Source organism: Thalassobaculum fulvum, assembly GCF_014652915.1.
Lineage (GTDB): Bacteria > Pseudomonadota > Alphaproteobacteria > Thalassobaculales > Thalassobaculaceae > Thalassobaculum_A > Thalassobaculum_A fulvum.
Map to the genome: position 1 here is coordinate 326,600 of NZ_BMZS01000008.1, position 13,802 is coordinate 340,401.

The window sequence follows — 13,802 nt, forward strand, 5'->3', positions numbered from 1 at the left end:
ACCGCCCCAGTGCCGAATCATGCCCCGCTGCCTCAGGAAACCATCCGCGCCAAACGCGACGGCGGCCGGCTGCCGGCCGAGGCCATCGCCGCCTTCGTCGCCGGGGTCAGCGACGGCTCGATCACCGAGGGCCAGGCGGCGGCGTTCGCGATGGCGGTGTTCTTCCGCGGCCTCGACGCCGACGAACGCGCCGCCCTGACCCGGGCGATGGCCGACAGCGGCCGGGTGCTGGCCTGGCCGGACCTGCCGGGACCGGTGCTCGACAAGCACTCGACCGGCGGGGTCGGCGACAAGGTCAGCCTGATGCTGGCGCCGATCGTGGCGGCCTGCGGCGGCTACGTGCCGATGATCTCCGGCCGCGGCCTCGGCCACACCGGCGGCACCCTCGACAAGCTCGACTCGATCCCCGGCTACGACACCGCCCCCGACCTCGCGACCTTCGGGCGCGTGGTGCGCTCGGCCGGCTGCGCGGTGATCGGCCAGACCGACGACCTGGCGCCCGCCGACCGCCGGCTGTACGCGATCCGCGACGTGACCGCGACCGTCGAGTCGATCCCGCTGATCGTCGCCTCGATCCTGTCGAAGAAGCTGGCGGCCGGCCTGCAGGGGCTGGTGATGGACGTGAAGACCGGCAGCGGCGCCTTCATGGCCGCCCTGGACGACGCCCGCGACCTGGCCGACGCCATCGCCGAGACCGCCAACCGCGCCGGCCTGCCGACGGTCGCCCTGGTCACCGACATGAACCAGGTGCTGGGCCGGACCGCCGGCAACGCCCTGGAGGTGCGCGAGGCGATCGGATTCCTGACCGGCGAGGCACGCGACCGCCGGCTGCAGGAGGTCACCCTGGCGCTCGCCGGCGAGATGCTGGCGCTCGGCAGGCTGGCCGACGACCCCGCGGCCGGCCGGACCATGGCCGAGGCCGCGCTGGCCGACGGCCGGGCGGCCGAGCGGTTCGCCGCCATGGTCGCCGACCTCGGCGGACCGGCCGACCTGCTGGAGCGCCCGGACGACCATCTGCCCCGTGCCGCGGTCGTCCGCCCGGTGCCCCCGGCGCAGCCCGGCATCGTCGCCGCCGTCGGCACCCGCGCCCTCGGCGTGGCGGTGATCGAGCTCGGCGGCGGCCGGCGCCGGGCGGCCGACCCGATCGACCATGCGGTCGGGCTGGATGCGGTCGCCGGCATCGGCGAACCGGTCGACGCCGACCGGCCGATCGCCGTGGTGCACGCGAGCTCCGAAGCCGCCGCCGAGCGCGGTGCCGAAGCGGTGCGGCACGCCGTGACCATCGGTTCGGACCCGGTCGCCGCCGGCCCGGCGGTGATCGAGCGCCGCACCGGAGAGGCGCGATGAGCCGCGGCTTCCTGGTCGTCCTCGACTCCGTCGGCATCGGCGGCGCCCCGGACGCGGCCGACTTCGGCGACACCGGCGCCGACACCCTCGGCCACATCGCCGAGGCCTGCGCCGACGGGCGCGGCGACCGCCACGGCCGCGGCGGACCGCTTGCGATCCCGACCCTGCTGTCGCTCGGCCTCGGCGCCGCCCACCGGGCCGCCGCCGGCACCGAACCGCCGGGCCTGGAGGCCGGGGCTGCGACCCGCGGCGCCTGGGGCCACGCCGCCGAGACCTCCAGGGGCAAGGACACTCCGAGCGGCCACTGGGAGCTGACCGGCGTGCCGGTCGCCTTCGACTGGACTTACTACCCGACCACCGTGCCGGCGTTCCCGGCGGAGTTCACCGCGGCGCTTGTCCGCGAGGCCGGGCTGCCCGGCGTGCTCGGCGACTGTCACGCCAGCGGCACCGAGATCATCGCGCGGCTCGGCGAGGAGCATGTCCGCACCGGCAAGCCGATCCTGTACACCTCGGCCGACAGCGTGGTGCAGATCGCCGCCCACGAGCAGGCGTTCGGGCTGGAGCGACTGTACGAGCTGTGCCGGATCGCCCGCCGGCTGATCCCGGACACCGTCGGCCGGGTGATCGCCCGGCCGTTCGTCGGCACCGGCGCCGCCGATTTCACCCGCACCGGCAACCGCAAGGACCTGGCGGTGCCGCCGCCGGCGCCGACCCTGCTGCAGCGCCATGCCGATGCCGGCGGGACGGTGATCTCGATCGGCAAGATCGGCGACATCTTCGCCCACCAGGGCACCGGCCGCGAGGTCAAGGCCAGCGGCCACCCGGCCCTGTACGACGCCCTGCTGGAGGCAGCCGACACCGCGCCCGACGGCGCACTGGTCCTCGTGAACTTCGTCGACTTCGACAGCCTGTGGGGCCACCGCCGCGACGTCGCCGGCTATGCCGCCGAACTCGAGACGTTCGACCGCCGGCTGCCCGACTTCCTCGACCGGCTGCGGGCCGGCGACCTGGCGGTGCTGACCGCCGACCACGGCAACGACCCGACCTGGCCCGGCACCGACCACACCCGCGAGCAGGTGCCGGTGCTGCTGGCCGGCCCGGCGGCCCCGCACGGCGACCTCGGCCGGCTCGCCTTCGCCGACGTCGGCGCCACCCTGGCCGACCATCTCGGCCTGCCGCCGGGGCCGCACGGCGTGAGCCGGCTTGGGAGGGGCGGATGAAGGTGTCTTGGATCAGCACCGCGGTTGCGGGTGGGTCCCGGATCAAGTCCGGGATGACGTCGGGAAAGGGGGAGCCGGCCGCCCCTGCCCTTTCCTTGACGTCATTCCGGACGGATGCGCCTCCGCGCAGCCGAGCCGGAACCCACGGCGCGACGGGCGCTGCTCCATGACCGCAATCCCCCGCTTCGCCGCCACCGCCGGCGGCGCGCCCTCCCCCGCCATGCTGGCGGCGTGGGCGCGCGACGGCGTGCTGGTGATCGAGGACGCGGTGCCGGCAGCCGACTGCGATGCCCTGGTCGAGCGCTCGCGCGCCATCGTCGAGGCCTGGGACCCGGCCGAAGGGGCGGCGGTGTTCTCGACCACGGCGCCGCGCCACGCCGCCGAGAGCTGGTTCCGGGAGTCCGGCGACAAGGTCCGGGTGTTCCTGGAGGACGGCGCCATCGACGCGGCCGGCAGGCTGATCCGCCCGAAGCTCGAGGCGGTGAACAAGCTCGGCCACGCCATGCACGACCTGGACCCGGTGTTCGACCGGGTGTCGCGCCGGCCGCAGCTCGCCGCCCTGGCCCGCGGCATCGGCCTCGCCGACCCGCGGCTGGTGCAGTCGATGGTGATCTGGAAGCCGCCGTCGATCGGCGGCGAGGTCACCTGCCACCAGGACGCCACGTTCCTGGTCACCGACCCGCCTAGCGTCGTCGGTTTCTGGCTCGCGCTGGAGGACGCCGACGCCACCAACGGCTGCCTGTACGCCATTCCTGGCGGCCACCGCGGGCCGCTGCGCCGGCTGTTCCACGAGGTCGACGGCGAGCTGGTGACCGAGACCCTGGACCCGACGCCGTTCGACGAGGCGGCGGCGGTGCCGCTGCCGGCGCCGAAGGGCACGCTGGTGGTGCTGCACGGCAGGCTGCCGCACGGCAGCGCCCCCAACACCTCGGACCGCTCGCGCATGGCTTACACCCTGCATGCGGTCGACGGGGCCGCGCGCTGGCATCCCGGCAACTGGCTGCGCCGTCCGCCGGACCGGCCGTTCCGCGGCTTCGGGCCGTCCGCACCGCAGCGGAGGACCTGACCGGATGGGCCTGCTGCGCGACCTCGTGTTCCTCGCCTTCGTGCTGGGCGGCGCGCTGCTCGGGTCGCAAATCCCGACCTTCGTCGACGCCTACGGCCAGCGCCTCGGCGGCGCGCTGGACGAGGCGCGCGCCACCCTCGACAGCTTCGAGCGGGCGGCCGCCGGCGCCGGGCTGGCCTTCGACGACTACCGCCGGCGCCTGGCCGCCAGCGAGGACGTCGCCTTCCGCAAGACCGGCGAGGCGGTCGAGCGGCTGGTCGAGCGGGTCGCGGAACTCAGCGCGCTGCAGCAGGCGATGGCCGAGGCCGGTCCCTGGACCCGGCCCTGGGTGGTCGTGCGGTCGCACGACCGGGCGATCCTGGAGCGGGCCTACGCGCAGTGGCGGCCGGGGCTGACGCTCGACGTGCGCTGGGGCGCGGCCGGCTTGGTGCTCGGCTGGCTGCTGCACGCCGGCGGCGCCGGTACCGCAAGACTGATCGAGCGCGCCCGCCACCCGCAATGGCCGCGGCCACGTCCGCGCCCGCGAACACGATGAGGTGCCCGCGATGAACGACCGGGAACAGTGGCGGTCGCGCACCGGCTTCATCCTGGCGACCATCGGGTCGGCGGTCGGGATCGGCAATATCTGGCGGTTCTCGTACGTCGCCGGCGAGAACGGCGGCGGCGCCTTCCTGCTGATCTACCTGGCTTTCGTGGTGCTGATCGGCCTGCCGCTGGTGATCGGCGAGCTGTCGCTCGGCCGGCGCGCCCAGGGCGACGCGATCGCGGCGTTCACGGTCGCCGACCCCGAGCCGCGGCACGCCTGGCCGCTGGCCGGCTGGATGGCCGTGGTCGGCTGCACGGTCATCCTCAGCTACTACGCGGTCATCGCCGGCTGGGCGCTCGACTACGCCGTCGGCGCCGTCACCGGCACGCTCTGGACCGTCGCCGCCGCCGGCTACGGCGGCTATTTCCAGCAGTTCGTCGCCGGCACCGTCGAGCCGGTGGTCTGGCAGGCGACGATGCTGGCCGCGACCGTCGCGGTGGTGGCGAGCGGCGTGCAGGGCGGCATCGAGCGCCTGAACCGCTGGCTGATGCCGACCCTGGCGGTCATCGTCACCGGCCTGGCGATTCACGCGGTCTCGCTGCCGGGGGCCGGTGCCGGCCTGCGCTTCCTGTTCGCCCCCGACTGGTCGGCGTTCGCCGACCCGGCCGTCTACGCCGCCGCGCTCGGCCAGGCGTTCTTCTCGCTCGGGGTCGGCGCGGCGGTGTTCGCGACCTACGGCAGCTACCTGCCCCGCACCGTCGGCCTGCCGGCCTCGGCGATCGCCATCGTGGTCGGCGACACCCTGTTCGCGCTGGTCGCGGGGCTGGCGATCTTCCCGGCGGTGTTCGCCTTCGGGGTCGACCCGAAGGCCGGGCCGGAGCTGGCGTTCATCACCCTGCCGCAGATCTTCCTGGCGATGCCCGGCGGCCGGATCGTCGGAACGCTGTTCTTCTTTCTGCTGGCGGCCGCGGCGCTGACCTCGATGCTGTCGATGCTGGAGGTCCCGGTGGCGGTCGCCATGCGTCGGCTGCGGCTGCGCCGGCGCACCGCCGCGCTCGCGGCCGGCGCCCTGGTGTTCCTGCTCGGCCTGCCGTCGGCGCTCGGCTTCGGGCTGCTGTCGGGCATCCGGATCGCCGGCCGCGGCATCCTGGACGCCATCGACGCCGTCGCCGCCGACATGGTGCTGCCGCTCGGCGGCCTGGCGATCGCGCTGTTCGTCGGCTGGCGGATCGAGCAGGGCCTGGCCCGGCGCGAGGCCGACCTGTACGGCACTTGGGCCGGCACCGTCTGGCTGTGGCTGCTGCGGATCCCGGTGCCGCTGGCGATCGGGCTGATCCTGGTGCGCGCGGCGACCGGTTGAGCGGCCCCCGTCAGCCCTTCCACCCGGTCAGCCCTTCCGCTTGGCCGGGGCGAACGCCGCCACGTCGGCGGTGAAGGCCGCCCTGAGCGCCCCGGAATCGGCGATTCCGGCCAGCAGCCGGTAACCCTCGGCCGCCAGCTCGACCATGCTGTGGCCCGGCCGCGGGATTGTGCCGAGCGGCTTGCCGGCCGCCCGTACCCCGGCCTCGGCCTTGCGGATCTGGGCGTCGACCTCGGGCCGGCCGGGCTGGCCCATCAGGCCGATCGAGCCGGACAGGTCGGCGACCCCGATGAACACCAGGTCGACCCCGTCGACCGCGGCGATCTCCTGGGCCTGAGCGGCCGCCTTGTCGGACTCGATCTGCACGCAGATGAACAGCTGGTCGTTGGCCTTGGCGGCATAGTCCGGGTCGGCGCCGTAGCCCGACGCCCGCACCGTCGGCGCCGAGTAGCCGCGGCGACCGGCCGGCGGATAGCGGCAGGCGGCGACCACGGCGCGCGCCTGCTCGGCGGTCTCGACCATCGGCACCATGATCGCCTCGGCGCCGGCGTCCAGGATCCGCTTCAGGTAGTCGGGGTCCTGGCCCGGCGCCCGGACCATCACGGTGGCCTTGCCGGCCTGGGCGGCCCGCATGCTGTGGACGGTCTGCGGGAGCGAGGCCGGGCCGTGCTCGTTGTCCAGGATCAGGAAATCGTAGCCGGCCAGGCTGGCGATCTCGGCGATCGACGGCTCGCCCAGCTGCAGCCAGACGCCGAGCGCCGGCTCACCGGCGGCGATCACCGATTTCAGGTGGTTCGGGCGGAACATGGGAAAGTCTCCTGCGGGTACAGCCGAAGCCAAGCACGCGGCCGGCCGGCCCGCAAGCGCCGGAACGGAATGTTCCCGTTGCCAAACCGGCGCCCGCTCCGGCCACAATCGCGGGACACCACGACCGCCTGCAGAACGGAGGAACCCGATGACGGACGCCGACCCGACGGGGAACCGCAACACCACCGTCTACGAGCGGCTCGGGGTGCCGACCGTCATCAACGCCCACACCACCGCCACCCGGCTGTCCGGCGGGATCATGCGTCCCGAGGTGGCCGACGCCATGCGCGAGGCCACCCAGTGGACGGTCGACATGGCGACCCTGGAGGCGCGCGCCTCGGAGCTGATCGCCGGCCACACCGGGGCCGAGGCCGGCTATGTCACCTCGGGCGCGGCGGCGGCGCTGCTGCTCGGCACCGCCGCCTGCGTCACCGGGCTCGACCCGGCGCGCATGAACCGGCTGCCCGACACCACCGGGATGAAGAACGAGGTCGTGGTGCCGCGCAGCCACCGCAACTTCTACGACCACGCGGTCCGGGCCGCCGGCGTGACCCTGGTCGAGGTCGGCCTGTCGGACCGGTTCGCCGGAGCCGGCGTGCGCGACACCGAGGCCTGGGAGATCGCCGCCGCCATTACCGACCGCACCGCCGCGGTGCTGTACGTCGCTGGGCCGGACGCCCGGCCGCCGCTCGCCGAGGTGGTGACGGTCGCCCATGCCGCCGGGGTGCCGGTGCTGGTCGACGCCGCCGCCCAGCTGCCGCCGGCCGCCAACCTGAGGCGCTTCGTCGCCGAGGGCGCCGACCTGGTGTGCTTCTCCGGTGGCAAGGCGATCGGCGGCCCGCAGGCCTCCGGCATCCTGTGCGGCCGGCGCGACCTGGTGATGGCGGCCGCCCTGCAGCACCTCGACCAGGACATCCTGTGGGAGCAGTGGAACCCGCCGCCGGCGCTGTTCGACAAGGCCCGCCTGCCGGGCCTGCCGCAGCACGGCATCGGCCGCCCGGCCAAGGTCGGCAAGGAGGCGATCGTCGGCCTGCTGACCGCCCTCGACCTGTTCGTCGCCGAGGGAGACGACGCCCGGATCGTCCGCTGGACCGCGCAGATGGAGCGGCTCGCCGACGGCCTGCGCGGCATCCCGCACACGGCCGTGCGGATCGTCCGCGACCGCCGCAACGGCACCCCGACCGTCGAGCTCACCCTCGACGAGGCCGCCCTCGGCCTCGACGCCCTCGAGCTGGTGCGCCGGCTGCAGGACGGCCGGCCGTCGGTCGCAGCCAACCCGTCGCGGGTGCAGGACGGCATCGTGCTGCTCGCCCCGGTCGCCCTGCGACCGGACGACGAACGGACCATCGCCGAACGGGTGCGCGCCATCCTGTCCGCCGGCTAACGCGCCGGAGAACCCAGCCACGGTCTAGTCATACCGGTTCTCCGGAGTATTGGACGGCACGATGCCGTGTTCCGTCCGCGCGAATGCACCCGGACCTTTTTCCACCCGTTAACGGATCATTTGGAAAACGGTGACGGTTTATTAGCGGTTCCTGACTGATAATCGGCCCGGAAGACGACGTGTACTGGCATCGACCGGCGTCGTCTCACACCGGACCGACGACAGAACGTCGAGGCAAGGGACCGGCCGACGGTCCCGGAAAGGAAGCGGGTCATGACACGGGTTAACGCGAGCATTGCCAGAACGGCGGCGGTCGCGGGTGTGCTGGCCCTGGCTCTGACGGCGTCCGGAACGACCCCGGCCGACGCCCAGGCCGCCAGGCTCTGCACGCCGCGCGCCGATCTCCTGATGGATCGGCTCGGCAAGCAGTACGGCGAGGTGCTCACCGCCGCCGGGGTCGACGCCGACGGCAACCTCGTCCAGGTCTACAGTTCGGACGACCGGGGAACCTGGACCATCGCGATCACGATCCCCGGCGGCCCGACCTGCGTCATCTCGGCCGGCGAGGGCTGGGTGCGCGAGCAGACGGCGGAGCTGCCGAAGCCCGGCCAGAACTCCTGACGCCCGGTCAGCCGGCGCTGGTGTAGCCCTCGGCGCGGTCGCGCTCGACCGCCGCCGGGGCCCGCTCCGCCGGGTCGCCGTAGCCGCCGCCGCCGGCGGTCTGCAGCCGCAGTACGTCGCCGCGCGCCACCTTCAGCCCGCCGACCTTGGACGGCAGTTCCTCGGACGTGCCCGTGCCGGCGCGGGTGACGGTCAGCCGGCCCGGCCGCCCGGCCTCGCCGCCGGCCAGCCCGTAGGGCGCGAACTTGAAACGCTCCAGGTTGGCGGCGAACCGGCCCTCCCGCGCGTCGAGCCGGAACGCCCGGGCCAGTCCGAGGCCACCGCGGGTCCGCCCGCGCCCGCCGCTGTCCGGCACCAGGCCGTATTCCACGAAGGTCAGCGGCAGGGTGTTCTCCAGCATCTCCACCGGCGCGTTGGCGATGTTGTGGAAGCCGCAGGAGAACCCGCTGGCGCCGTCCTCCTCCGGGTGCGCGCCCCAGCCACCGCACTCCAGGTCGAAATAGACCTGCCGGCGGCCGTCCTCCAGGAAGCAGTTCAGGGCGTAGGCGTAGCTGACCCCGTAATAGGCGGCCGGCACCTTGCCCGGCATCGCCTGGGCGAACGCCCCCAGCACGGTGGTGACGATGCGGTGCCCGGTGGCCATGCGGTTGGCGACCGGGGCCGGCGAGCGGGCGTTGACCACCAGCCCCTCGGGCGCGGTAACGGTCACCGGCCGGTAGCAGCCGGCATTGGCCGGCACCTCGCTGCCGAGCGCCATCATCACCCCGCAGACCACGGCCGAGCGGGTCATGTTCAGGGTGCAGTTGACCGGCCCGACCGCCTGTTCGGCGGAGCCCGACAGGTCGATCAGCACCTCCTCGCCCTTGACCGTCAGCGCGACGTGGATGCGCAGCGGCCGGTCGCGCTCGATGCCGTCGTCGTCGACGAAGTCCTCGAACGCGTAGGTGCCGTCCGGGATTTGGGCGATGGTGGCGCGCATCGCCGCCTCGGACTGCGCCTGGATGCGCTCGGCCGCGGCCGCCAGGGTGTCGGCGCCGTAGCGCCGGCCGAGCCGCTGCAGGTTGGCCACACCGGTGTCGAGTGCGGCGAGCTGCGAGGCGAAGTCGCCGCCGACGTTGACCGGCTCGCGGCTGTTGCGCAGCAGCAGCTTGATCACCGCCTCGTTGCGCCGGCCGCCCTCGGCCAGCTTCAGCGGCGGGATCCGGAAGCCCTCCTGGTAGATCTCGGTGGCCGACGCGTCGTACGACCCGGCCGCGCCGCCGCCGACGTCCAGGTGGTGCACCAGGATGCCGGCGATGGCGATCAGCCGACCATCCAGGAACACCGGCTTGAAGGTCTGGATGTCCGGCAGGTGCTGGCCGCCGGCATAGGGATCGTTGGTGATGACGATGTCACCCTCGTGCCACTCCTCGAGCGGGATGTGGCTGGCCAGGATCTCCTCCAGGCAGGCCGGCATCGAGTTCAGGTGCACCGGCATCGCCGCGGACTGGGCGGTGCTGCGGCCCTTGGCGTCGAAGATGCAGCAGGAGTAGTCGAGGATCTCGCGGACCACGGCGCTGCGGCTGGTGCGCCAGACCGTGACGCTCATCTCCTCGGCGGCCGCCACGAAGGCGTTGCGGATGATCTCCACCTGGATCGGCCCAAGGGGGATCGGGTTCAGCGCGTCCATGGTCAGAGTCCTTCGCAGGTGGCGATCAGGGCGCCGGTCGGGTGGGCGACGAGCCGCCAGCCGGGCGGCACCAGCAGGGTGGAATGCGGTTCCTCGACGATCGCCGGCCCGTCGACCGTGACGTCGGTGCCGATGGCGGCCCGCTCCCACACCGCCGCGTCGCGCTCGCCGCCGGCGATCCGGATCCGCCGTGTGCCCTTCGCCGCACCGCCGGCAGCGGCGTCGAACGGCCGTTCCCCCGGCCGGGTCAGGCGGCCGGTCGCGGCCATCCGCACGGTGACGATCTCCGGGACGATATGGCGCTCGGCATGGGCGTACTGGCGCTCGTGGGCGTCGTGGAACGCCGCGACCGCCGCATTCAGCGCATCCGGGGCAAGGCCGTCGACCCCCGCCAGCGTCACGCCGATCTCGTAGGCCTGTCCCGGATAGCGCAGGTCCAGGGTCACCGGGAACGCCCGGTCGGCCGGGTCGATGCCGTCGCGCGCCAGCAGGTCCTCGGCCTCGGCCCGCAGCTCGGCCAGCGCGGTCTCCAACACCGGCACCGCCGAGGCGTCGGCCTTGAGCAGCCGCGAGCGCGCCAGGTCGTGGACCACGTCGCCGAACAGCATGCCCCAGGCGCTGAGCGTGCCGGGGTCGCGCGGGAACACCACCCGGCCGGTGCCGATCTCGGCCGCGGTGTCGCAGGCGTGCAGGCCGCCGGCGCCGCCGAACGAGATCAGCGCGAAATCCTTGGGGTCCAGGCCCTTCTCGAACAGGCTGAGGCGGATCGCCGCGGCCATGTGAGCGGTCGCCACCGCCACCACGCCCTCGGCCGCCGGCCCGGGCTCCAGCCCCAGCGGGGCCGCCACCCGTTCGGCCAGCGCCCGCTTCGCCCCGTCCACGTCCAGGTCCATCGCGCCGCCCAGGAAATAGCCGGGGTCGATCCGCCCGAGCGCCACGTTGGCGTCGGTCACGGTCGGCTCCTCGCCGCCGCGCCGATAGCACACCGGCCCCGGCACCGCGCCGGCGCTGTCCGGCCCGACCAGCAGCCGGCCGGTGCCGTCGACCTTGGCGATCGAGCCGCCGCCGGCGCCGATGGTGCGAATCTCGATCATCGGCAGCCGCACCGGCAGGCCGTCGACGTCGCCCTGGGTGACCAGCCGGATGGCGCCGTCGTGGACGATCGACACGTCGTACGAGGTGCCGCCCATGTCGACCGCGATCAGGTTCGGCTCGGCCAGCTCGGCGGCCAGCACCTCGGCCGCCCTCGCACCACCGGACGGCCCCGACAGCAGCAGCCGGGCCGGCTGCTCGCCGGCGATCTCCGGCGTGGTGACGCCGCCGTTCGACTGCACCAGGTACACCGGAGCGGCCAGCCCGGCGTCGGCCAGCCGGGCCCGCAGCTTCGAGAGATAGGTCTTCACCACCGGCATCAGCAGCGCGTTCAGCACCGTGGTCGAGGTCCGCTCGAACTCGCGGATCTCCGGGCTGACCTGGTGGCTGCACGACACGAAGGCGTCGGGCAGGACCTGCTGGACGATCTCGGCTGCCCGCAGCTCGTGCGCCGGGTTGGCGTAGGCGTGCAGGAAGGCGATGGCGACGGCGGTCGCCCCGCTGGCCTTCACCCGCTCGGCGGCCGCGCGCACCGACGCCTCGTCCAGCGCGGTCTCGACCGAGCCGTCGGCGCGGACCCGCTCGACCACGCCGAAGCGGCGCGAGCGCGGCACCAGCAAGGCGCGCGGCTCGGCCCGGTTGGCATACACGTGCTTGCGGACATGGCGGCCGATCTCCAGCACGTCGGTGAAGCCGGCCGTGGTGATCAGCGCCCCGTCCGGCAGCCGGCGCTGCAGCACCGCGTTGGTGGCGATCGTGGTGCCGTGCAGGATCGCCCGCACCGTCTCCGGGCCGACGCCCAGCCGTTCGCAGGCCTCGCGGATGCCGGTGATCAGCCCCTCCGACGGATCGGTCGGCGTGGTCGGCACCTTGTGGGCGTGGGCGACGCCGGTCGCCTCGTCGAGGATCTGCAGGTCGGTGAAGGTGCCGCCGATGTCGACGGCGACGCGGAGCGAGGTCACGGGGCTGAAATCCTCGGGCGGGTGAGCGGGAGGCGGGCGCCGAACGGCGGGCCGCCCCATGGGAACGGTGCACCGCACCATGCGTCAAGTGCCGAGCATCGGTCTGCCCGCCGATTGTCACCCAAGCTTCGCTTCCGGTTCGCCGGACCGCCCCGTATCCTCGCGCGACCCGCCCGTTCCGCCGGAGGATTCCATGCCGTCGCCGAAGGTCCTGGTCGTCGTGTTCGACGGCCTGCGGCTCGATCACGTCACCCCGAACCGCGCCCCCAACATCGCGGCATTCGCGGCCGCCGGAGTGACCCTGCCGAACACCGCCTCGGCATTCCCGAGCGAGACCCGGGTGCAGGTCTCCACGGTGATGACCGGACACCCGCCGGCCGGCCACGGCATCATGGCGAACGCCTTCTACGACCGCCGGCTCGGCTTCGACTCGGCGATGGACACCTCCGACACGCCGCGCATGACCGCCGCCGAGAAGGTGTACGGCCGGCTGATCGGCGCCCACCACCTGACCGAGCTGCTGTGGGGCGCCGGCAAGCGGTTCGCCGCGGTGACCACCGGCAAGATCGGCAACGCCCGGCTGCTGGCCGGCCGCGCCGCCGAGCTCGGCCAGCCGGTGCTGTCGATCTGGGGCGAGGCCGCCTCGACCCCGGCCGCCGGCTTCACCGCGGTCGCCCGCCGGTTCGGTACGCCGCCGGTCCAGGAATTCCCGAACACCGCGGTCGCCGACTGGGCGGTCCGGGTGCTGCTCGAGCACACCCTGCCGGCGCACCGGCCGGACGTCGCCGTGCTGTGGCTGAACGAGCCGGACCTGTCCTACCACTACCGCGGCACCGCCAGCGGCGAGGCCGAGAGCGCGATCGGCGGGGTCGACGCCGCGTTCGGCCGGATCCTCGACTGGTGGCGGGCCGAGGGCCGGGCCCAGGGCTGGAACATCGCCGCCATGTCCGACCACGGCCACGTCACGGTCGAGGGCCAGATCGACGTGGCGGGCGAACTGGCGAAGGCCGGCCTGGCGGTCGGCAAGGCGCTTGGCCCGGACGTCGACTATGCGCTGAAGCCCGGCTACTCGGCGCATGTGGCGGTGCGCGACCGCGACCCGGCGCGGATCGACCGACTGGTGCGGGTGCTGCAGGAGGCCGAGTGGTCGGGGCCGATCCTGGCCCGCACGGCCGACCCCGAGGCGCTCGGCGTGCTGCCGCTGGCCGTCGCCAACGTCGACCACCGCCGGGCCGGCGACGTGCTGTTCACCCTGCGTGCCCGCGACGACGAGTCCGCGGGCGGGCTGCCGGGCGTGGCCCTGGCCGACAACCCGGACATCCCGGTCGGCGGCGGCATGCACGGCGGCTTCGCCAGGGCCGAGCTGAACCACTGCCTGTTCTGGGGCGGCGACCTGTTCCGCAGCGGTGCCACGGTCGAGACCCCGACCGCCCATGTCGACCTGGCACCGACCATCCTGCGCGCCCTCGACCTGCCGCCGCACCCGCTGATGCCGGGCCGGGCACTGGACGAGGCGTTCGCCGTCGGCGACGCCGCCCCGCCGGTCGCAGAGACCGTGCACGAGGCCGGCCGCGGCGGCTACGCCCAGACGCTGGTGACGGCACGGGTCGCCGGGGCGAAGCGGCCGTACCTGCGCTGGGGGCTGCGGACGGGCTGACGGCCCGTCGCGCCGTGGGTTCCTGTGTGTTTGAAGTGTGCTTTTGTTGGAGCGGGGCGGGAGGCCGTTGGGTTCCCGGTGCGTGACACCC

General features: G+C 74.0%; 11 protein-coding genes. 8 read left to right on the forward strand and 3 right to left on the reverse strand.

The window, feature by feature from the left end:
- The first annotated feature begins 9 nt into the window (after window positions 1-9).
- The 5 genes from deoA to IE246_RS18055 all read left to right on the forward strand — a co-directional run bounded on the left by deoA (window position 10) and on the right by IE246_RS18055 (window position 5,519).
- Window positions 10-1,347: a thymidine phosphorylase gene (gene deoA / locus IE246_RS18035; protein WP_229837363.1), complete on the forward strand. Its 1,338-nt coding sequence runs from the start codon at window positions 10-12 to the stop codon at window positions 1,345-1,347.
- On the forward strand, window positions 1,344-2,567 hold the full coding sequence (locus IE246_RS18040) for a phosphopentomutase (protein WP_189992198.1): 1,224 nt from the start codon (window positions 1,344-1,346) through the stop codon (window positions 2,565-2,567). The genes deoA and IE246_RS18040 overlap by 4 nt, the downstream gene beginning before the upstream one ends.
- Window positions 2,568-2,733: 166 nt before the next feature.
- Window positions 2,734-3,633 (forward strand): phytanoyl-CoA dioxygenase family protein, encoded by a 900-nt coding sequence (locus tag IE246_RS18045; protein ID WP_189992200.1) that lies wholly within the window; start codon window positions 2,734-2,736, stop codon window positions 3,631-3,633.
- 4 nt (window positions 3,634-3,637) lie between these two features.
- Window positions 3,638-4,168 carry a DUF2937 family protein gene (locus IE246_RS18050; protein WP_189992202.1) on the forward strand — a complete coding sequence of 177 codons (531 nt, stop codon included), beginning with the start codon at window positions 3,638-3,640 and terminating at the stop codon, window positions 4,166-4,168.
- A gap of 10 nt (window positions 4,169-4,178) precedes the next feature.
- Window positions 4,179-5,519: a sodium-dependent transporter gene (locus tag IE246_RS18055; RefSeq protein ID WP_189992204.1), complete on the forward strand. Its 1,341-nt coding sequence runs from the start codon at window positions 4,179-4,181 to the stop codon at window positions 5,517-5,519.
- A 27-nt stretch (window positions 5,520-5,546) separates the two neighbouring features.
- On the opposite strand, the gene IE246_RS18060 is transcribed toward IE246_RS18055, so the two are convergent.
- The gene (locus IE246_RS18060; RefSeq protein WP_189992206.1) at window positions 5,547-6,326 is read right to left on the reverse strand and encodes an HpcH/HpaI aldolase family protein; all 780 of its coding nucleotides are present in this window, start codon (window positions 6,324-6,326) and stop codon (window positions 5,547-5,549) included.
- Between the two features lie 148 nt (window positions 6,327-6,474).
- On the opposite strand from IE246_RS18060, the gene IE246_RS18065 reads away from it, so the two are divergent.
- Window positions 6,475-7,710, forward strand: coding sequence for an aminotransferase class V-fold PLP-dependent enzyme (locus IE246_RS18065; RefSeq protein WP_189992208.1), 1,236 nt, complete (start codon window positions 6,475-6,477; stop codon window positions 7,708-7,710).
- 273 nt (window positions 7,711-7,983) lie between these two features.
- Window positions 7,984-8,331, forward strand: coding sequence for a hypothetical protein (locus IE246_RS18070; protein WP_229837364.1), 348 nt, complete (start codon window positions 7,984-7,986; stop codon window positions 8,329-8,331).
- A 7-nt stretch (window positions 8,332-8,338) separates the two neighbouring features.
- Here the strand turns inward: IE246_RS18070 and IE246_RS18075 are convergent, their stop codons facing one another.
- Together IE246_RS18075 and IE246_RS18080 are read right to left on the reverse strand one after the other, a co-directional pair.
- Window positions 8,339-10,000, reverse strand: coding sequence for a hydantoinase B/oxoprolinase family protein (locus tag IE246_RS18075; protein ID WP_189992210.1), 1,662 nt, complete (start codon window positions 9,998-10,000; stop codon window positions 8,339-8,341).
- A gap of 2 nt (window positions 10,001-10,002) precedes the next feature.
- Complete coding sequence (locus IE246_RS18080) at window positions 10,003-12,054, reverse strand: hydantoinase/oxoprolinase family protein (protein ID WP_189992212.1); 2,052 nt, start codon at window positions 12,052-12,054, stop codon at window positions 10,003-10,005.
- Between the two features lie 193 nt (window positions 12,055-12,247).
- Between IE246_RS18080 and IE246_RS18085 the strand changes: the two genes are divergently transcribed.
- On the forward strand, window positions 12,248-13,711 hold the full coding sequence (locus IE246_RS18085; RefSeq protein ID WP_189992214.1) for an alkaline phosphatase family protein: 1,464 nt from the start codon (window positions 12,248-12,250) through the stop codon (window positions 13,709-13,711).
- Window positions 13,712-13,802: the final 91 nt, after the last annotated feature.

Coding starts and splice junctions, on each gene's coding strand:
- IE246_RS18040 (WP_189992198.1), top strand. CDS start 1,344: ATGAGCCGCGGCTTCCTGGTCGTCCTCGACTCCGTCGGCATCGGCGGC.
- IE246_RS18045 (WP_189992200.1), top strand. CDS start 2,734: ATGACCGCAATCCCCCGCTTCGCCGCCACCGCCGGCGGCGCGCCCTCC.
- IE246_RS18050 (WP_189992202.1), top strand. CDS start 3,638: ATGGGCCTGCTGCGCGACCTCGTGTTCCTCGCCTTCGTGCTGGGCGGC.
- IE246_RS18055 (WP_189992204.1), top strand. CDS start 4,179: ATGAACGACCGGGAACAGTGGCGGTCGCGCACCGGCTTCATCCTGGCG.
- IE246_RS18060 (WP_189992206.1), bottom strand. CDS start 6,326: ATGTTCCGCCCGAACCACCTGAAATCGGTGATCGCCGCCGGTGAGCCG.
- IE246_RS18065 (WP_189992208.1), top strand. CDS start 6,475: ATGACGGACGCCGACCCGACGGGGAACCGCAACACCACCGTCTACGAG.
- IE246_RS18070 (WP_229837364.1), top strand. CDS start 7,984: ATGACACGGGTTAACGCGAGCATTGCCAGAACGGCGGCGGTCGCGGGT.
- IE246_RS18075 (WP_189992210.1), bottom strand. CDS start 10,000: ATGGACGCGCTGAACCCGATCCCCCTTGGGCCGATCCAGGTGGAGATC.
- IE246_RS18085 (WP_189992214.1), top strand. CDS start 12,248: ATGCCGTCGCCGAAGGTCCTGGTCGTCGTGTTCGACGGCCTGCGGCTC.